Origin of the sequence: Streptomyces sp. NEAU-YJ-81 (genome assembly GCF_017592595.1) — a bacterium.
Lineage (GTDB): Bacteria > Actinomycetota > Actinomycetes > Streptomycetales > Streptomycetaceae > Streptomyces > Streptomyces hygroscopicus_B.
The window spans coordinates 551,980-569,795 of sequence record NZ_JAGFNO010000005.1 but is presented as its reverse complement, the minus strand read 5'-3'; the positions used below and the strand labels follow the sequence as shown (position 1 = coordinate 569,795).

Here is a 17,816-nt window from a genome sequence, read left to right as displayed (position 1 = left end):
GCCGTCACTCCTTACGTGTCCGAGGTGACGCTCTCCCCGGTCCGGGCCGCGCGGCGGCGCTCGTCGCCCGCCTTGATCAGGGCGTACCTGATGGCCAGTGCCGCCGCGTTGACCGCGTGCAGCGCCTCCTGGGCGGCGGTGTCCGGCTTTTCCTGTCCGGTGGCGGCGGCCGAGGTGGACTGTGCGGCCTCCAGGCAGGCGACGCACGCCTCCACGAGGGCGTCCGGCCGCCCGCCGGCCCGGCCCAGCTCCGTCAGCAGCCGGGTGATCTCCCGGTGCACTTCGCTGATCGGGTCCGCCGCCATCGGGTCGGCCACCCTCGGGTCCGCCGCCATCGGGTCAACGCCCCCGCGCACCGTCGTCCGCGGGCCCGTGGCCCGACGGGATGTCCCCGGCCGGGGCCAGGGTGAGGAACCGCTGCTCCCACAGGGCGAACACCTCGGTGGCCAGTGCGTCCGACAGCCCGCCCACGGTCTTGGCCAGATCCCCGAGGGTGGTGGTGCCGTCCACCGCGCCGAGCAGTTCGTACAGCTCGGGCGACACCTTCGCGGACGGGCCGCCGTCGTAGTCGAGGTGGATCTCGTGGATCTGGGCTCCCGCCGAGGCGTCCGGACCGGCCGTCCTGCGCTCGACCAGCCGGGTCACCGGGCGGAACCGCGGCACCAGAACGCCCAGGTCGGGCGAGGGTTTGCCGCGTACCAGGCAGTCCTCCACCACCAGCACGTCCAGGTCGGTGGTCAGGAAGCTGGTGACCACGTCGTCGAGGCTCTGCACGATGGGTTCGGCGTTGTTGTTGAAGGAGGTGTTGAGGAGCACGGGGGTGCCGGTCAGTTCGCCGAACCGCCGCACCAGGCGGTGGAACCGCTCGCCCGACTCGGCGGAGACGACCTGTACCCGGGCGGTGCCGTCCACGTGGGTGACCGCGCCGAGTTCCGCACGCCGCTCCGGCAGCACCGGCACCACGAAGGACATGAACTCGTGGTTGCCGTCCGCGCCGGAGAGGTCGAAGTAGTCGCGGGCGGCTTCGGCGGTGACCACCGGGGCGAACGGCCGGAAGCCCTCGCGCTTCTTCACCATCGCGTTGATGCGGGTCCGGTTCTCCTCGGGGCGTGCGTCCGCGACGATGCTGCGGTGGCCCAGGGCGCGGGGGCCGAACTCGGAGCGGCCGTACGCCCAGCCGAGCACCTGTCCCTCGGCGAGAAGTCCGGCCGCGGTCTCCACGGCGTCGTCCGGGAACTCCACATCGATCAGCGGCGCCCAGTCGGCCAACCGTGCCCTGATCTGCTCCCGGCCGCCCAGTGCCGGGCCGAGGCTCGCGCTGAGCAGCCGCTTCCTCGGGCACTCCAGCGTGCCAAGGCTCGCCGCCGCGGCGTAGGCGGCGCCCTCGCCCGCGCCCGCGTCGTGCGAGGCGGGGTGCACGAACACCTCGTCGAAGAGTCCGGACTTGAGGATCAGCCCGTTGAGGCTGGAGTTGTGGGCGACGCCACCGCCGAAGCACAGGCGGGAGTGGCCGCTGGTCTTCGCCCAGTATTCGAGGATGTGCAGCACGATCTTCTCGACCGTCTCCTGGAGCGCGGCGGCGAAGTCGCGGTGCGCTTGGGTGAACGGCTCGCCCTTGCGGCGCGGCCGGAAGCCCTCGGCGTAGAACAGCGGGCTGACCAGGTTCGGCACCATGATGTTGCCGTGCAGCTCGTACTCGCCCTTGTCCTGGAGGGTGTAGAGCTTGGCGAAGGTGTCGCGGTAGGTCTCCGGGTTGCCCCAGGGGGCCAGGCCCATCACCTTGTACTCGTCGCCGAAGCCGTAGCCGAGCAGATAGGTGGCGTTCAGGTAGAGCCCGCCGAGCGACTTGGGCACCGGGTAGTCGGCCAGCTTCTCCAGTTGCGTGCTCTCGGCGCGGTAGACGGTGCCGGAGTGCAGTTCGCCGCGGCCGTCCAGCACCAGGACCAGTGCGGAGTCCATGCCGGAGTGCAGATACGAGGAGTACGCGTGCGCCTCGTGGTGCGGCACGTACACCAGCTTCTCGTCCGGCAGGTCCCAGCCCAGGCCCTCCTTCAGCCGCTGCCGGATCAGCTCCCGGGAGTAGCGCAGGGGTGCCCGCGGATATTCGGTGTAGAGGTGGTTGAGGACGGTGTCGATGTGGTTCTCGGGAAAGTAGTAGCCCACCGCGTCGACGTCCTCGGGCCGCGCACCGGCCAGCGCCAGGCACTCACGGACCGCGTTGAGCGGAAATTTGGTTGTCTTCTTGATCCGGTTGAGCCGCTCCTCCTCCACGGCGGCCACGAGTTCGCCGTCGCGGATCAAAGAAGCCGCCGAGTCGTGAAAGAACACCTCGCCGAGCTGCGGCACCACATCGGTGTCCGCGGCGGAGAAGTTGCCGTTGAGCCCGAGCACAAGCACAGTGATCACCCAAACCAGTCGGAGGCGAACGCGAGGATGCGGGGCGGAAGACGCCCGCCGGTCACCGGGAGCGCGGCAGCGCCGCGTCGGCGAGCTCAGGCGCCGTCAGCCGCAGCGTCGTCGGTGCCGGCTGGAACGCGGGGGTGAGGTGGAGGCGTTCGACCCCCTCCTCGTCGGGGACCGCGAGGGCGGCGGTGCAGGCGCAGGTGGTGTCGGCGAACCCGGCGAAGCGGTAGGCGACCTCCATCATCCGGTTGCGATCGGTGCGCCGGAAGTCGGCGGCCAGGTGCACCCCGGCCTGCGCCGCCTGATCGGCCAGCCAGTTCAGCAGGGTGGACCCGGCCCCGTAGGAGACCACACGGCAGGAGGTGGCGAGCAGTTTCAGATGCCACACCGCGGGGTGCCGTTCCAGCAGCACGATGCCGACGGCGCCGTGCGGGCCGAACCGGTCGGCCATCGTGATGACCAGCACCTCGTGTGCGGGGTCGGTGAGCAGTCCGCGCAGTACGGAGTCGGGGTAATGCACACCGGTGGCGTTCATCTGGCTGGTGCGCAGGGTCAGTTCCTCGACCCGGGACAGCTCCGGCTCCGTGGCGCGGGAGATGCCCATCCGTATGTCCAGGGTGCGCAGAAAGTCCTCGTCGGGGCCGCTGAACTCGGCCCGCTCGGCGTCACGGCGGAACCCGGACTGGTACATGTTCCGGCGCTGCCGCGAGTCCACGGTGACCACGGCGGGGCTGAACTCGGGCAGCCGGGTGAGCCCGGCCAGGTCCTCGGCCGCGTAGCAGCGCACTTCGGGGAGCCGGTAGGTGACCTCGGCCCGTTCGGCGGGCTGGTCGTCGACGAACGCCATGGCGCGGTCCGCGAAGTTCAGCCGATCGGCGATGGCGCGTAGCGATGCGGACTTGGGGCCCCAGCCGATGTGCGGCAGTACGAAGTACTCGGCGAGGCCCAGCGCCTCCAGGCGCTCCCAGGCGTGGTCGTGGTCGTTCTTGCTGGCGATCGACTGGAGAATGCCGCGTTCGTCGAGGGTGGTGATGACATCGCGCACCCACTCGAACGGCAGCACCTCGCCGTCTTCGAGCAGGGTGCCGCGCCACAGTGTGTTGTCCAGGTCCCAGACGAGACATTTGACGGCCGTCGGCGGCTCGCTCACGGGCTTCCCCTCCGTCATGCTTGCACCTTCTTCCGCGTGTGCTGGGCGAGGACGAGCTGGCAGATCTCGCTGGTGCCCTCGATGACTTCCATCAGCTTCGCGTCGCGGTAGGCCCGGGCCACCACATGGCCGTCGGATGCCGCGGCCGACGCCAGGAGCTGTACGGCGCGTGCCGCGCCCTCGGCCGCCTCGCGGGACGCGACGTACTTGGCGTGCACCGCGTCGACCGCCATATCGGGCGAGCCGGTGTCCCAGGAGGCGCTGGCGTGTTCGCAGGCCCGGGTGGCGTGCCGCTCCGCGACGTACAGTTCGGCCAGGTGCCGGGCCACCAGCTGGTGCTCGGCGAGTTTGCGGCCGGACTGTTCCCGGGTGGCGGTGTGCGTGGCGGCCGCGTCCAGGCAGGCGCGCAGGATGCCGACGCACCCCCACGCCACGGACATGCGCCCGTAGGTGAGCGCCGCGGTGGTCGCCAGGGGGAGCGGCAGTCCGGTGCCACCGAGTACGTGACCGGCGGGTACCCGGACCGCGTCCAGGGTGATGTCCGCGTGGCCGGCGGCGCGGCAGCCCAGCGGGTCCGGCACCCGCGTGACGCGGACTCCGGGGGCCTGGGCGGGCACGACCACGGCCGCGGCGCCGCCGCGGTACTTCCCGAACACCACCAGCAGGTCGGCGTAGTGGGCGGCGGTGATCCACACCTTGCGCCCGGTGACGACCACGTGTGTGCCGTCGTCGGCGATCTCGGTCTCCATCGCCGCCAGGTCGCTGCCCGCCCCGGGCTCGCTGAATCCGACTGCCGCCAGGTCACCGGAGGTCAGCCGGGGCAGAAAGGTGCCCCACTGTTCCGCGCCGCCCAGCCGCCGTACGGTCCATGCCGCCATGCCCTGGGACGTCATCACGCTGCGCAGCGAGCTGCACCGGGCGCCGACCGCCGCGGTGAGCTCCCCGTTGGCATGGCTGTCCAGTCCGGTGCCGCCGTGCTCGGCGCCGACCTGCGCGCACAGCACACCGGAGGCGCCGAGTTTGACCAGGAGGTCGCGGGGCAGCTCCCCGGCCAGGTCCCAGGCGTCCGCCCGGTCCCCGATCAACCCACTGACCAGCTCCGTATGGCTGGTGGCGGCGTCGGTCACGGCTGTGCCCCGCGCAGCCGCAGGACCATCGCGGTCATCGCGTTGACCGTGCGGAAGTTGTCCAGCGCCAGGTCGGGGCCGGTGATCACCACGTCGAAGGTCGACTCCAGGTGCACGACCAGCTCCATGGCGAACATCGAGGACACGGCGCCGGTGCTGAACAGGTCGGTGTCCGGGTCCCAGGTCTGCTTGGTGCGCTGTTCGAGGAACTGCTGCACCTCCTGCGCCACCGTCTCGGCGGTGTGGCTGCCCGGCTCGGATGAGATGGTCACGCCAGTTCCTTCCCGTATGCGTAGAACCCCCGGCCCGACTTGCGGCCCAGGTGGCCGTCGCGGACCTTTTTCAGCAGCAGTTCGCACGGCGCGCACCGGGCGTCGCCGGTGCGTATCTGCAGCACGCGCAGCGAGTCGGCGAGGTTGTCCAGGCCGATCAGGTCCGCGGTGCGCAGCGGCCCGGTGCGGTGGCCCAGGCAGTCCCGCATGAGTACGTCCACGGCCTCCACCGTCGCCGTGCCCTCCTGCACCACCCGGATCGCGTCGTTGATCATCGGGTGCAGCACCCGGCTGGTGACGAACCCCGGCCCGTCGCCGACGACGACCGGCTTGCGCTCCAGCGCGCGCAGCAGATCCGTCACGGCGGTCATCACCGCTTCCCCGGTACGGGGGCCGCGGATCACCTCCACCGTCGGGATCAGATAAGGCGGGTTCATGAAGTGGGTGCCGACCAGTCGTGCCGGATCGGCGATATGACCTGCCAGTTCGTCGATCGGGATGGAGGAGGTGTTCGAGATCAGCGGCACCCGCGCTCCGGTGAGCCCGGCGACCGCTTCGAGCACCTTGGCCTTGGTGGGGGTGTCCTCGGTGACGGCCTCCACCACGGCGGTGGCGTTCCGGCCGTCGGCCAGGGACGCGGTGACCGTCAGCTCGCCCTGCGGGCGGCCGTCCGGCAGGGCTCCCATGAGCTGCGCCATGCGGAGCCGTTCGGTGACCGCGGCCCGTGTCCGGCCGGCCTTGGCCTCGTCCACCTCGACGACCGTCACCGGGATTCCGTGCCCGACGACGAGAGAGGTGATTCCCAGTCCCATCGTTCCTGCGCCCAGCACCGTGAGCCGCGGCGCTTCCGCATCTCCGCTCATCAATCGCCTCCGCAGCGCGTTGTGAACAACGTGCCGACCATGACACGCGCTTCCGCGTTCACGGTATTCTCCGGGCGGTCACCCAAATCCCCTAAGGATCCCCCCTATACCCCCCTCAGCCGGAATATGAGTTCCAGCATTCTGGAAGACGCCATTGCGCGGCGCGTCGACGGATTCTTAGCATGGGCCGCATTGCCTTTCCCTGAACCTTCCCTTTTTCAGCTTTGCGGGGTGCGGAAATCCGATGGCTCAGCAAGTCGATGTGACCGAAGAAATTCTCGGATATGTCCGGGAACTGTCCCTGCGCGATGACGAGATTCTGGCCGGGCTGCGGGCGGAGACCGCGGGTCTGCCCGCAGCCCAGGCCATGCAGGTGATGCCCGAGGAGGGCCAGCTCCTCGGGCTGCTGGTCAGGCTCGTCGGCGCCCGTTCGGTGTTGGAGATCGGCACCTTCACCGGATACAGCACGCTGTGCATGGCACGGGCCCTGCCGGCCGACGGCACGCTGGTGACCTGCGACATCACGGCGAAGTGGCCGGGGCTCGGCCGCCCGTTCTGGGAGCGCGCCGACGTGGCGGACCGCATCGACGTGCGCATCGGTGACGCCAAGGAGACACTGGCCGGACTGCGGCGGGAGGGCCGGGAGTTCGACCTGGTCTTCATCGACGCGGACAAGACCGGATACGCGCACTACTACGAGGAGTCGCTGGCGATGCTGCGGCGTGGCGGGCTCATCGTCCTGGACAACACCCTCTTCTTCGGCCGGGTGACCGACCCCGCCGCGCAGGACGCCGACACCGCCGCCCTGCGCGAGGTGAACAAGCTGTTCCGGGAGGATGGCCGCGTCGAGATCAGCATGCTCACCGTGGGGGACGGCATCACGCTCGCGGTCAAACGCTGACTCCGCGGCTGAGCGCCTGATGAGGGGCTGAGAGTCTGCGCGGCTGAGAGTCCGAACGTCTGACGGCCATGTTCCGGGCCCCCGGGACATGGCCGTCCGCGCGGCTCCGCTGTCAGGCGCGCGGCGCCGCGGTCACGCCAACTCCAGCCGGTCGACGTACAGTTCGGTGGGCAGTTGCTCCCGGTGCTTGATGTCCAGCTTGCGGAACACCCGGGTCAGATGCTGCTCCACCGTGCTGGCCGTGACGTACAGCTTCCCGGCGATCTCCCGGTTGGTGTAGCCCATCGCGGCCAGCGACGCGACACGCCGTTCGGAGTGCGTCAGCCGCTCGATCGCGGTGTCCGACTTCGGCGTTGGTGCCGTGGCATGGGCCTGGTCGTCGGCCGGCAGCCACTCCTCGTACAGCGACGCCGCGTCGCACATCTTCGCCACATGCCAGGCCCGGCGCATGGTCCGGCGGGCCTGCTTCTTCTCACCGAGCGCGTGGTACGCCTGGCTGAGGTCCCACAGCGTGCGGGCCAGCTCGTACTTGTCCTCCTGCTCGGTGAACAGGCCCACCGCCTCGTTGAGCAACTGCGGCCGCCGCTTCGCCGAACTGGTGGCCGCCAGAAGACGCAACGACTGCCCGCGGGCCCGGGCGCCGTCCGTGTGCGGACGGCTGAGCTGCTGGTACACCAGGATCCGGGCCTGGTCGTGGTTGCCCTGCGCCAGCCATGCCTCCGCCGCCCCGATCCGCCACGGCACCGGGTCGCAGCCGCTGCTCAGCCCCCAGTCGGTGAGCAGTTCGCCGCACAGCAGGAAGTCCGCGAGCGCGGCCTGGTGCCGGCCCGCCGCCAGGAAGTAGTGGCCGCGCGCGTACAGGTAGTGCAGCCCGTAGGAGCTTTTGAACATGGCGTTGGGCACGGTCTGCGCGACATGGAACCCCGCCTCCTCGTGCCGCCCCATCCGCGTACACGCCAGGATGAGGGCCCCGAGCGGCAGCCCGATCGCGACACCCCAGGCGCCGGGGGAGGCGTGGGTGAGGGCGGCGCGGGACTGCTCCGCGGCCTCGGCGAGGTCACCGCGGCGCAGTGCGATCTCCGACCTGGCCGCCGACAGCACCGCCTGCCGCATCGGGACGTGCGGTCCCCCACCGGTCTCGCCGAGCGCACCCTCGCACCAGGCGGACGCCAGGTCATTGCGGCCGCCGTAGACCAGGGCGAGCAGGGCGAACAGCCCCGCCTGCTCGTGGCATGCCGGGTCGTGCCCGAGCTGCAGTTCGCGCAGCACCTCCTCGGCCCGCCGGACGGTGTCATGGGTCTGCCCGCCGGTGAGCACGTCGGCCAGGACCGTGCCGGCCCGGGGCCACACCGCCGCCCGTGTCGCCGCGGAGCCACCGTGGTGGGCCGGGGCCGCCCGCCGCTCCGCCAGCCAGGGATAGGTGCAGGTGAGTGCCGCCTCGATGGCATGGAGCTGGTCCGTGGCCGCGGGGTCCTCGCGCAGGTGGGCGAGCAGCCCCTCCACCTCGCTCAGTCCCCCCTTCCACAGGAGCTGCATGAGCAGGGTGACGCTGTCGGGGAGGCCGAGCCGGCCGGCGCGGACGGCGCCGTACAGCGGTGCGTGGTGCCGCGTGGCGGTGGACGGATTGATCTTCCATTCCGCCTCGGCGAGCTTCGCCCGCAGGGCGGCGCGGCGCTCTTCGTGCGGGCATTGCTCGAAGGACTGCTCCAGTAAGTCGACGGCGATGGACGCCTCTTCGCCCACCGCCACCTGCTCGGCCACTTCCAGAAGCACCTCGGCCGACCATGAATCGGGGATCTGCCCGGCCCGCACCAGATGACGGGCGATCGTGGTGGCGGGCCTGCCCTGGTCGTGCAGCAGCCGCGCGGCCCGCTGGTGCAGGGTCCTGCGGGCCTGTGCCGGCATGTCGTTGAGCACGCTCAACCGGGCCGCCTCCTGCCGGAACTCGCCCTCGTCCATCAGCCCGGCTCCGGTCAGCGCCGCGAGCACCTGGCTGATGGGCTCGGGCTCGTGGCCGGTCATCCAGGCGAGGTCGGCGGCGGGCAGGGCGGATCCCACCACGGCCAGCGCGCGCACCACATCCAGGAAGATCGGCTCATTGCGGTGCAGGCAGCTCAGGAAGGACTGGCCGTAGCCGGCCTGGCGGGCCTCGCCGTGTTCGCGGTAGTCGGACAGCAGAGTGTGCAGCAGCAGCCGGTTGCCACCCGTGGCGGCGCAGATGTCGCCGACGTGGCGGCGCGCGGTCTCCCCCAGCTCCGCCACGACCACTTCGGCCACCTGGCCGGGGGAGAGCGGGCCCAGGCCGATGCGGCGCAGGTGCTGGGCGCGCAGCAGTTCGTAGCGGAGCGGCAGGGACGAGGGCAGGCTCAAGTCGTCGGTGAATACGGCCGCGATGCGCGCCGAGTCCAGGCGCCGCACCAGTTGCAGGAGGAAGTGTGCGGAGGCCGGGTCGCTGTGCCGGACATCGTCCACGGCGAGGAGCAGCGGCGTATGTTCCGCGTGGTCGATCAGCGAGGTGCACAGCCGGTGGCACAGCCGGGCGATCCCGGCCTGGTCCAGCGGATCGCCGGCCGCGCGGAGGATGTCCGGCAGCCCCGGTACCTCGGGCGGCCCGCCCGGTGACTTCCAGGCGCCGCGGGCCAATTGTGAGACGATGCCGAAGGGAAGGTCCCGCTCGCTGGGGGAACACGTCGCCGTGACGGTGAGATAGCCGGCCTCCGAGGCTCGCTCGGCGAACGACCGGAGCAGGGTCGTCTTCCCGCATGCCAGCGGTCCGTCCACGAGAAGAGCCTGCCCGGGCCGCACCAAGGAGTCACCGAATGGATGTCCGAGGTACGCCGCGGTATGCAATACCCCGCCCATCGGACGGGAATTCGGCTCGGTATTCACCGGCATGGCATAGCTGTAGGGCATGGTGATGGTCCCCGATCGAGGTCGACGGAATGCGGACTCGCGGCCCTTGAGTCAGACCAAATTGTTGATCGGGACACGATTCCATCAGCCCGCCCCTGCCCGCCTCAACCCCTACCGGAACCTCCGCCCCCTAACCGGCGCCACCGCATCTCGTTCTCTTCATCGCGCCGTTCAGATATCCGTGGCGGGCGCCGCACGGTCAACCCCCTATCGAGTCCGTGCGCCCCTAAAACGCATGCGGGGAAACGTCCAGGTGGCTCGGATACCGTGACGTATCACCATGCGGTGGCGCGGGGCATCGCCGCGAGGGTGGCGCTGACAGTGTCCTCGGGGATCCCGCGCACCAGTCCGGGCCCCTCGGGGCCGTCCAGGACGAACGTCAGCCCGTCGGTGGCCTTTTTGTCCAGGCGCATCAGCTCCACCAGCCCGGACACCGAGACATCCGGGGGCAGCCCGGTCGGCAGCCCGTAGCGGGATACGACGTCATGGTGCTCGGCGACCCGGTCCGGGCCGATGCGCCCCAGCGCGCCGGCGAGCCGGCCGGCGAAGACCGTGCCGATGGCCACGCCCTCGCCGTGCCGCAGCGCGAACCCGGTGGCACGTTCCAGCGCATGCCCCAAGGTGTGTCCGTAGTTGAGGAGGTGGCGCAGGCCCGAGTCGCGTTCGTCCGCGGCGACGATGCCCGCCTTGAGCGTCACACTGGCCGAGATCTGGTCGAGCAGCGGCAGCCCGTCGAGATCGGGCGCGCCGATGAAGTGGCAGCGGGCGATCTCACCGAGGCCGTTGCGCCATTCCCGTTCGGGCAGGGTTTTCAGGTGCTCGAGGTCGCAGAGCACGGCCGCGGGCTGCCAGTAGGCGCCGACCAGGTTCTTGCCCTCGGGCAGATTCACCGCGGTCTTTCCGCCGACGCTCGCGTCCACCTGGGCGAGCAGCGAGGTCGGCACGTGTACGACCGGGGTGCCCCGGTGGTAGAGGGCGGCGGCCAGGCCCACCGTGTCGGTCGTGGTGCCGCCGCCACAGGACACCACCACATCCGAGCGGGTCAGCCCGAATCCGACGAACCGGCGGCACAGGTCGGTCACGGCGGCCAGGTCCTTGGCCTCCTCCCCGTCGCGGGCGGGTACGACGAGCGAGGGCACTTCTGGGTCGGGGGTCTGCTCGGCGGGCCGCGCGGTGACCACCACCGCCCTGCGCGCGCCCAGGGCGGCCACCACCTGTGGGAGCAGCCCCTGCACACCGTGGCCGATGTGAACGGTGTAGGAGCGTTCGGCCAGCCCGACGATGACCTGTCGGGCAGGGGAAACGGAGCCGGCGGCCGGAGTGGAAGTCGACGTGGTCAAGACTGCCTTCCCATCGCTGACGCGGCCCCGGCGAGAAGCCGTCTCGCCGGGGCCGGAATCGGGTGCGGAGCGCTTTTCAGTCCTCGACCGCGATCGCGGCGGCCGGGCACAGGAACGACGCCTCGGCGACGCTGTCGCGCAGCGCGAGCGGCGGCCGCGCATCCAGCAGGACCACGGTCCCGTCCTCCTCCCGCTGGTCGAAAACCTCCGGCGCCGCCAGCGCGCAATGCCCGGCCGCGCAGCACTTGTCCTGATCCACCGAGACCTTCACCATCGTGTTCCCCTCATCATCCTTCTGTCATCCGTTCCGCGGTCACCAGGCGACGGGCACACGGGCGACGCCGAAGTTCATCGACTCGTACAGAAACGCCAGGTCGTCGAACGGGACCTCCAGGCGCAGTGTGGGCAGTCGGCGCAGCAGGGTCTCCAGGGCGATCTGGAGCTCGACCCGGGCGAGGGTCTGCCCCAGGCACTGGTGCACTCCAAAGCCGAACGCGACATGTTCGCGGGCGTTCGGCCGGCTCAGGTCCAGTTCGTGGGCGTCCGCGAAGTGGGGGTCGCGGTTGGCGCTGGGCAGATTGATGATCACCCCTTCACCGGCCGGGATGAGCACGCCGCCGACCTCGACGTCCTCGGTGGCCACCCGTCCGGTGCCTTCCTGGACGATCGTGATGTACCGGAGCAGTTCGTCCACCGCGTTGCCCATCAGCCCGGCGTCCGCCCGCAGCCGGGCGAGCTGGTCGGGGTGGCTCAGCAACAGGACGGTGGACAGGGCGATCATGTTGGCGGTGGTCTCGTGCCCGGCCAGCAGGAGCACCAGGGCGGTGGCGACCACCTGCTGCTGGGTGAGCCCGCCCGTCGGCTCCTGGTCGACGATGAGCCGGCTGAGGAGGTCGTCTCCCGGGTCGGCGCGCTTGGCCGCGCACATCCGGGTGACGTAGTCCACCATGACGCCGAGCGCGGCGCCCATCTCCTCGGCCGACGCGGTGAAGTCCATGACGCCCTGCGACGCCTGCTGGAACTCCGCGAAGTCGGCGTCCGAGACCCCCAGCATCACGCCGATCACCTGGGACGGCAGGGGGAAGGCGAAGTCGGCCACCAGGTCGGCCGGCGGGCCGTGGGCGATCAGCCGGTCCAGGAGGCCGTCGACGATGCCCTGGATCATCGGCCGCATCGCCTCGGTGCGCCGGATGGTGAAGTTCGCGGTGAGCATGCGGCGGATCCGGGCGTGCTCCGGATCGTCCATCCTCCCGAGGTTGAACACCTCGGCCGGCACCTCGAACTTCACGAAGCGGGGCATCGCCTTGTGCGTGCCGTCGGCGCTGAACCTGCTGTCGCCGAGCGCGGCCCGCGCCTCGTGATAGCCGGTGACGAGAAACGGAGTGCTGCCGTCCCACATCCGCACCCGCGTGACGGCGGACCGCTCGCGCAGCTCCTCGTATCCCGGCGGGGGTGAGAACGGGCATGCAGCAGCCCGCAATTCGGGGTAGTCGCGTATCTCGTCCATGCCTGTCCGTCCCGTCAGTCGCTTCGTCGCCACCACTGCGCCGCCCTACGGATGGACAAGTCTGGTCCGCGCACCCGCTCTCCACTCCCCTAACCACTCCCCTATGCCCCCTTGGCTTGAGGGCAGGTATCCCCCGTGCCTCGGCGGCAGGACGCTCAGCAGGAGGACGATCCGGTGGCTCCGATGAGCAGCCACAGGCGACGGGACAACTCCTGCCGATTTCCCACGGAGAGCTTGCGGTAGATGCGGGTCAGATGCTGCTCCACGGTGCTGACCGTGATGTAGAGGCTCTTGGCGATCTGCCGGTTGGACATCCCCGACGCGGCCAGGGTCGCCACACGCCACTCGGCCTCCGAGAGAACGGGCTGCTCTGCGCCTTCGGCCGATGCGCCGGGGTCTCTCTCCTCGGACTCCCCGGCATCCCCTGCAGCTTCCGGCAGTCGAGCGTCCGCGGGGCTCTCGGCGCCGTCCACGACGAGGTCCCTGCGGCTCTCGTGCTGGGCGCTGATCCCGCACTCGTCCATCAGCTTCTGCACCTCATGCCAGGTGCTGCGCGCCTGTTGGGTTTCCCCGGTGCTGAGGAAGTCCTGGCTGAGCTCGGCGAGCGTACGGGCGAGTTCGAAACGGTCGCCGTGCTCGCGCAGACACTTGGCGGACTGATAGAGGAGCAGCCTGCGCTTGTCCGGGTCCTCGGCCATGGCCAGAACGCGCAGCGCTCGGCCACGGGTGCTCAAGGGGCGGTCGGGTGAGAGCTTGAGCTCTTCCAGGGCGAGTCTTTTGGCCTCCGCCGGCTCCTGGACATGCAGATATGCCTCGGCGGCGTCGATGCGCCAGGGCGCCAGGTCGCCGAAGTCCACGGGCCACTGGTCCATCAGCATCCCGCTCACCATGAAATCGTTCAGCGCGGCGTAGGGGCGGTTGGTGGCCAGGCAGTACTGTCCGCGAGCCCGGAGGTACTCCAATCCCACAACGCTGTCGAACATTTCCTTCGGCACCCAGTAATGCAGATATCGCTGGGCCTCATCGAGTCTGCCGATGGCGGTGTGGGCCGCCACCAGAACGGAGAGCGGTAATCCGATGGCGACGCCCCAGCCGCGCGGGGGGATGGACTTCAGTGCGGTGCCGGCGAGATCGATGGCCGAGGTGAAGTCCCCATGGCGGCATCTGATGTAGGCACGCATGGACAGGGCGACGGCGCCGGGCGTCTTCATGTTCAGCTTGTCGGCCGCGGTGAAAAGCGCGCCGCACAGCCGGTCCGCCGTTTCCGTTTCTCCTCTCGCGGCCAATGCCCAGACCATTCGGCAGGCGTATGCGTACGCGAACCAGAAGTGGTTGGAGGGCGACAATAGATGCATGGTATCGGGAGAGAAGTCCGCCACCTGCCGGGGATCCTGGAAATGCCCGATCTCCATGCCCAGTTCGCCGACGGATAGCTGCAGACCGTGCTCCAGGTTGGCCGCCCACAGTCCGTCGACTTCCCCGTCCGAGGGAGCGTGGTCGGGGAAGTCATGGATCAGGGTCGGTTTGAGGAAGGTGGCCCACTGCCGGGTCACCCGCAGAGCGGCCATGCTGGACGCATTATCGGTGTCACCACCGCCCGACAGCCACTTGAAGGCTTCTTCCCCATCGCTGAACCGGCCGAACCACAGCACCATGAAGAGCAGGAAGCACAGATACTGCTCGGGGATGTCCGCGGGGAATTCCTCCCGTATCGCGGCCACCAGGCGGTCGAGTTCGGGTTCGGCGGTCGCCGGATTGCTGGACCATAACGCCCCGACCAGCGCCATGAGAATGTCCAGGTGCTCCCGCCGGCCGAGGTCCGCGCGGGCGGCGAGCCGCAGGCCGGCGATCGCTTCCTCCGTACGGCCGTGGTCGAGATTCTTCTGGGCCGCGTGCCAGAGCACTGTGACGCCTTTTTGGTCGGGCGTTTTGTCGGCGGTGACCAGGAGTTCCGCCACCGCGATCGGGTCGGCCCCATCGGCATACAGAAGTTCGGCCGCTTTCGTGCTGAGGCGGGCCCGGTCCTCCGCGGGCAGCGTCTCCAACGTGGCGTATCGCGCCGCGGGGTGCCGGAAACGTCCGTCCTCCAGCAGTCCCGCGGAGTTCATGATGGTGATGGCCCGGGCCGCGCGTTCCTGGCCGCATTCGAGCAGATTGGCCACCCGCCACGGGCTGCCGTACCGGTCCAGCACCGCGAGGGCCTGTGCCACCTGGAGCAACGCCGGATGGGATAACAGGCAGCCGCGATGGGCCTCCTGGAACTCCGCACCGACGGTGACAGCTGTCTCCGACCCGCCCGGAGCTGCTTGGAGATGGTCGCGCAGCAGGGCCTTGACCAGTCTGGGATTGCCACCGCTGACGGCGTGACAGGAGGCGCGGATCCGGTCGGCGAGGTCCGTGTCGCTGTGCCGCTCCAGCAGGTGTCCGACCCCGGATTCCGGGAGTGTATCGATCTTGATCTTGTAGAACTCATGGAAGCTGTGAGTCCCGGCGCACAGCTGATGTGTCTGCCCGCCGGTCATCACGACGAGCGTACGGGTGCCGGAGGCATGCCTGGCGATATGCAGAAGGCACATGAGGGAGGGGTAGTCGGCATGCTCGGCATCGTCAACCGCGATGATCAGTTGCCTGCCGCCCGCGATACGGTGCAGCACATCGGATATTTCACGGACCAGGCTTCTCAGCATGCCGGGTTCGGCTTCCGAATACCGCTCTCCGGCAGTCCTCCAGCGCGTCACGACGTCCAATTCACCCGTGAACGCGGAGGACCAGATAAGCTGTTCCACTATGTTGAACGGGATGGCGGTGTCGTCCGCGAATCCGGACGCCATAAGACAGACCGCACCCGACTCGGCCGCCTGCTCCTTCAGACTTCCCAATAAGGAGGTCTTTCCGACACCGGGCCCCCCGGTCACTTGGAGAAGCCCGCCGTTGCCTCGTGCTGCCGTGTCGAGGACGTCGCGAAGCTCGAATTGATAATCTGTCAGTCCCATACTCATCAGTCCTCGCTGTGGGGGTGTGCGTCTGAGCGATGAGTTGATCTCCGCAGTCATCCCACCCTGCGGAAGAAGGCTTCTCTGACGAGACAGATAACCGCTGCGCCGACGGCGGCTGATTCCCTGATCTGGATCACCTCCGGTGGGAGCCCATCTCCTTGACGTTCATACAAGCAGAGTCACAACCGGAGCGAAACCTTCCACCGATCATGATGAGCCACGGTTTCCGACCCCCGTGCGAACGTGCCTGACTGAGCGGGCGGCCCCGTCCTCGCACCCCCGAGAAGGGCGGGACGCCACCGGTGCCGACGCGCAGGAGAAAGGCGATGTGCGGCATGCCGACGCGAATGCACCTCAGACTCTGAACCGATTATGGACCCGGCAGTATTCCTTGCCCTGTGCAAAGCTGGTGGTTTACCCGCAGCCGCCCCGGCCGGTCGCCGCTCCGCGCCCGTCCCAGCGGGCTCCGGAGCGGCAAGTGCCCCACCTGCGGTCATCCCCCGGTTGCCTCAAAGTCATGTCGCGTACCATTCCCGGCAACCTCCTCGTCCCTCAGCAGATAATGTCTGCCCCCGACTCGTCGCGGAGATACGGGGATTGACCCCTATATGATCACCGTGACAGCGCGACCATAAACGGCCGCCGCCCTATGATTCCCCTAAACTCTTCGCCGCGATTTGGCCGGGATTTATCTGCCTGCAAAACGGCCGAAACGGGTGCGCCGTGGACCGAGCCCGGGGCCGGACCCGCGGCATACGATGCCGGAAGTCCTGGCTCCTGGCCACATCAGAGACGAGGGAGCGTGAACTGTGATCGTCAAGGGCGCGTTGTTCGACTTCTCCGGGACGCTGTTCCGAATCGAGTCCGCCGAGTCCTGGCTCCGTACCGTGCTGGAGCGGTCCGGGACCGCGGTCCCGGACGAGGATGTCCTACCCTACGCGCGGAGCCTGGAGGAGGCCGGTGCGCTGCCCGGCGGCGCCCCGCCGCGCGCGGTGCCGCCGCACCTGGAGGAGGTGTGGGCCGTACGGGACCGCGGCGCCGAGCTGCACCGGGCCGCCTTCACCGGTATGGCCCGCGAGGTGCCGCTGCCCCGCCCCGAGCTATACGACGCCCTCTATGACCGCCATATGGAGCCCGCGGCCTGGCGGCCCTACCCCGACGCCCGCGAGGTGCTGGGCGAGCTGCGCCGGCGCGGGGTGCGGATCGCGGTGGTCAGCAACATCGGCTGGGATCTGCGCCCGGTCTTCCGCGCCCACGGCCTGGACCCGCTGGTGGACGCCTATGCGCTCTCGTACGAGCACGGGGTGCAGAAGCCGGACCCGAGGCTGTTCCAGGCCGCGTGCGACGCGCTGGGCGTGGCCCCGGGCGACGCGGTGATGGTGGGCGACGACCGCCGGGCGGACGGGGGAGCGGCGGCCCTGGGCTGCCGGGTTCACCTGGTGGACCATCTCCCGGTGGACCGGCGTCCGGACGCCCTGCGCGCGATTCTCGGCCTGCTGCCGGACGCCGCCACGGCTCCCTAGGCCCCGCGGAACGAAGCCCGAAAGGGATCTCACGGGGCGAACCCACCGGTTCGGGCGATCCCCCGATGTCGCCCGAACCGGCGGAGACATACGGCGGCCCTCGAAGGATCGGCGGACAACCGAACGTCGCCTGAGTATATTGGCTGACAGCCAGCCAACGCAGGAGTTACAGCATGGTCCCCCGAAGCCCGTCGGTCAATGAGGAGTTGCGCCGCCGATCCCAGGCCCGTCTGCTGGAGGCGACGGTCGAGCTGATCGACGAGCACGGCTACGAGGCGACCACCCTCGCCCATATCGCCGACCGGGCCGGAGCCGCCCGCGGCCTGGTCTCGTACTACTTCCCGGGCAAGCGGCAGCTGCTGCAGACGGCCGTCCACCGGCTGATGCACATGGAGCTGGCCCGGGGGCTCGAGCGGGAGCCGCGTCCGGAGGGCGAGGAGACCGGGCGGGAGCTGATGGCGCGGGCGATCGACGCGATCCTGGGGCTGGCCCGGGACCGGCCGCGGCTGATGCGGACGCATATGGCGGGGATCCTCACGGCCGAGGGCTTCATCCAGTGCCCCGAGCAGCAGCGGCTGGCCGGTCTGCTGCGGGACACCGTCACGCGGTACGGCTCCGAGGACCCCGAGACCGACTACCGGCTGCTGCGCGCCCTGCTGATGGGCGCGGTGGTCGCGGTGCTGCTGCCGGGCGCGCCGATGCCGCCCGAGCGGCTGCGGGCGGAGCTGTTCCACCGCTATGGACTGGACTGGGAGCTCGGGCTCCCGCCGGGCGAGGAGCCGCCCGACGGGAGCCGGATGAGCACGCTGGAGTGAACGAAC

Annotated in this window: 14 protein-coding genes; 3 read left to right on the top strand and 11 right to left on the bottom strand. The window is 69.8% G+C overall.

All coding sequences use genetic code 11. The features are described 5' to 3' along the window. Positions 1-11 precede the first annotated feature (11 nt). The 6 genes from J5X86_RS16150 to J5X86_RS16125 are packed head-to-tail and all read right to left on the bottom strand — an operon-like array spanning position 12 to position 5,815. Positions 12-335, bottom strand: a complete 324-nt coding sequence (locus J5X86_RS16150) for an O-linked N-acetylglucosamine transferase (RefSeq protein ID WP_208517491.1) — start codon at positions 333-335, stop codon at positions 12-14. Between the two features lie 4 nt (positions 336-339). After that, positions 340-2,406 carry a carbamoyltransferase C-terminal domain-containing protein gene (locus J5X86_RS16145; RefSeq protein WP_208517490.1) on the bottom strand — a complete coding sequence of 689 codons (2,067 nt, stop codon included), beginning with the start codon at positions 2,404-2,406 and terminating at the stop codon, positions 340-342. Between the two features lie 52 nt (positions 2,407-2,458). Continuing rightward, positions 2,459-3,571, bottom strand: a complete 1,113-nt coding sequence (locus J5X86_RS16140; RefSeq protein ID WP_208517489.1) for an HAD family hydrolase — start codon at positions 3,569-3,571, stop codon at positions 2,459-2,461. Further along, on the bottom strand, positions 3,568-4,680 hold the full coding sequence (locus J5X86_RS16135; RefSeq protein WP_208517488.1) for an acyl-CoA dehydrogenase family protein: 1,113 nt from the start codon (positions 4,678-4,680) through the stop codon (positions 3,568-3,570). Before J5X86_RS16135 ends, J5X86_RS16140 begins: the two co-directional genes overlap by 4 nt. Then, positions 4,677-4,952, bottom strand: a complete 276-nt coding sequence (locus tag J5X86_RS16130; RefSeq protein WP_014058869.1) for an acyl carrier protein — start codon at positions 4,950-4,952, stop codon at positions 4,677-4,679. Before J5X86_RS16130 ends, J5X86_RS16135 begins: the two co-directional genes overlap by 4 nt. Beyond that, a complete protein-coding gene (locus tag J5X86_RS16125) occupies positions 4,949-5,815 on the bottom strand; it encodes a 3-hydroxyacyl-CoA dehydrogenase family protein (RefSeq protein WP_208517487.1) in 867 nt (288 codons plus the stop codon). The genes J5X86_RS16130 and J5X86_RS16125 overlap by 4 nt, the downstream gene beginning before the upstream one ends. A 244-nt stretch (positions 5,816-6,059) precedes the next feature. Here J5X86_RS16125 and J5X86_RS16120 point away from each other — a divergent pair, with 244 nt between their 5' ends. Then, the gene (locus tag J5X86_RS16120; RefSeq protein WP_208517486.1) at positions 6,060-6,716 is read left to right on the top strand and encodes an O-methyltransferase; all 657 of its coding nucleotides are present in this window, start codon (positions 6,060-6,062) and stop codon (positions 6,714-6,716) included. Between the two features lie 132 nt (positions 6,717-6,848). Here J5X86_RS16120 and J5X86_RS16115 read toward each other — a convergent pair whose 3' ends face one another. The 5 genes from J5X86_RS16115 to J5X86_RS16095 all read right to left on the bottom strand — a co-directional run bounded on the left by J5X86_RS16115 (position 6,849) and on the right by J5X86_RS16095 (position 15,469). Further along, complete coding sequence (locus J5X86_RS16115; RefSeq protein ID WP_243980540.1) at positions 6,849-9,578, bottom strand: LuxR family transcriptional regulator; 2,730 nt, start codon at positions 9,576-9,578, stop codon at positions 6,849-6,851. Between the two features lie 326 nt (positions 9,579-9,904). Further along, positions 9,905-10,969, bottom strand: a complete 1,065-nt coding sequence (locus tag J5X86_RS16110; protein ID WP_208517484.1) for a 3-dehydroquinate synthase — start codon at positions 10,967-10,969, stop codon at positions 9,905-9,907. 76 nt (positions 10,970-11,045) lie between these two features. Further along, positions 11,046-11,240, bottom strand: a complete 195-nt coding sequence (locus J5X86_RS16105; protein WP_208517530.1) for a ferredoxin — start codon at positions 11,238-11,240, stop codon at positions 11,046-11,048. A gap of 42 nt (positions 11,241-11,282) precedes the next feature. After that, positions 11,283-12,476 (bottom strand): cytochrome P450, encoded by a 1,194-nt coding sequence (locus J5X86_RS16100; protein ID WP_208517483.1) that lies wholly within the window; start codon positions 12,474-12,476, stop codon positions 11,283-11,285. A 155-nt stretch (positions 12,477-12,631) separates the two neighbouring features. Next, positions 12,632-15,469 carry a LuxR family transcriptional regulator gene (locus tag J5X86_RS16095; protein ID WP_208517482.1) on the bottom strand — a complete coding sequence of 946 codons (2,838 nt, stop codon included), beginning with the start codon at positions 15,467-15,469 and terminating at the stop codon, positions 12,632-12,634. A gap of 812 nt (positions 15,470-16,281) precedes the next feature. Between J5X86_RS16095 and J5X86_RS16090 the strand changes: the two genes are divergently transcribed. Both J5X86_RS16090 and J5X86_RS16085 read left to right on the top strand, forming a co-directional pair. Further along, positions 16,282-16,995 (top strand): HAD family hydrolase, encoded by a 714-nt coding sequence (locus J5X86_RS16090; protein WP_208517481.1) that lies wholly within the window; start codon positions 16,282-16,284, stop codon positions 16,993-16,995. A gap of 173 nt (positions 16,996-17,168) precedes the next feature. Next, positions 17,169-17,810: a TetR/AcrR family transcriptional regulator gene (locus J5X86_RS16085; RefSeq protein WP_208517480.1), complete on the top strand. Its 642-nt coding sequence runs from the start codon at positions 17,169-17,171 to the stop codon at positions 17,808-17,810. Positions 17,811-17,816 lie beyond the last annotated feature (6 nt).

Coding starts and splice junctions, on each gene's coding strand:
- J5X86_RS16150 (WP_208517491.1), bottom strand. CDS start 335: ATGGCGGCGGACCCGAGGGTGGCCGACCCGATGGCGGCGGACCCGATC.
- J5X86_RS16140 (WP_208517489.1), bottom strand. CDS start 3,571: ATGACGGAGGGGAAGCCCGTGAGCGAGCCGCCGACGGCCGTCAAATGT.
- J5X86_RS16125 (WP_208517487.1), bottom strand. CDS start 5,815: ATGAGCGGAGATGCGGAAGCGCCGCGGCTCACGGTGCTGGGCGCAGGA.
- J5X86_RS16120 (WP_208517486.1), top strand. CDS start 6,060: ATGGCTCAGCAAGTCGATGTGACCGAAGAAATTCTCGGATATGTCCGG.
- J5X86_RS16115 (WP_243980540.1), bottom strand. CDS start 9,578: ATGGGCGGGGTATTGCATACCGCGGCGTACCTCGGACATCCATTCGGT.
- J5X86_RS16100 (WP_208517483.1), bottom strand. CDS start 12,476: ATGGACGAGATACGCGACTACCCCGAATTGCGGGCTGCTGCATGCCCG.
- J5X86_RS16095 (WP_208517482.1), bottom strand. CDS start 15,469: ATGGGACTGACAGATTATCAATTCGAGCTTCGCGACGTCCTCGACACG.
- J5X86_RS16085 (WP_208517480.1), top strand. CDS start 17,169: ATGGTCCCCCGAAGCCCGTCGGTCAATGAGGAGTTGCGCCGCCGATCC.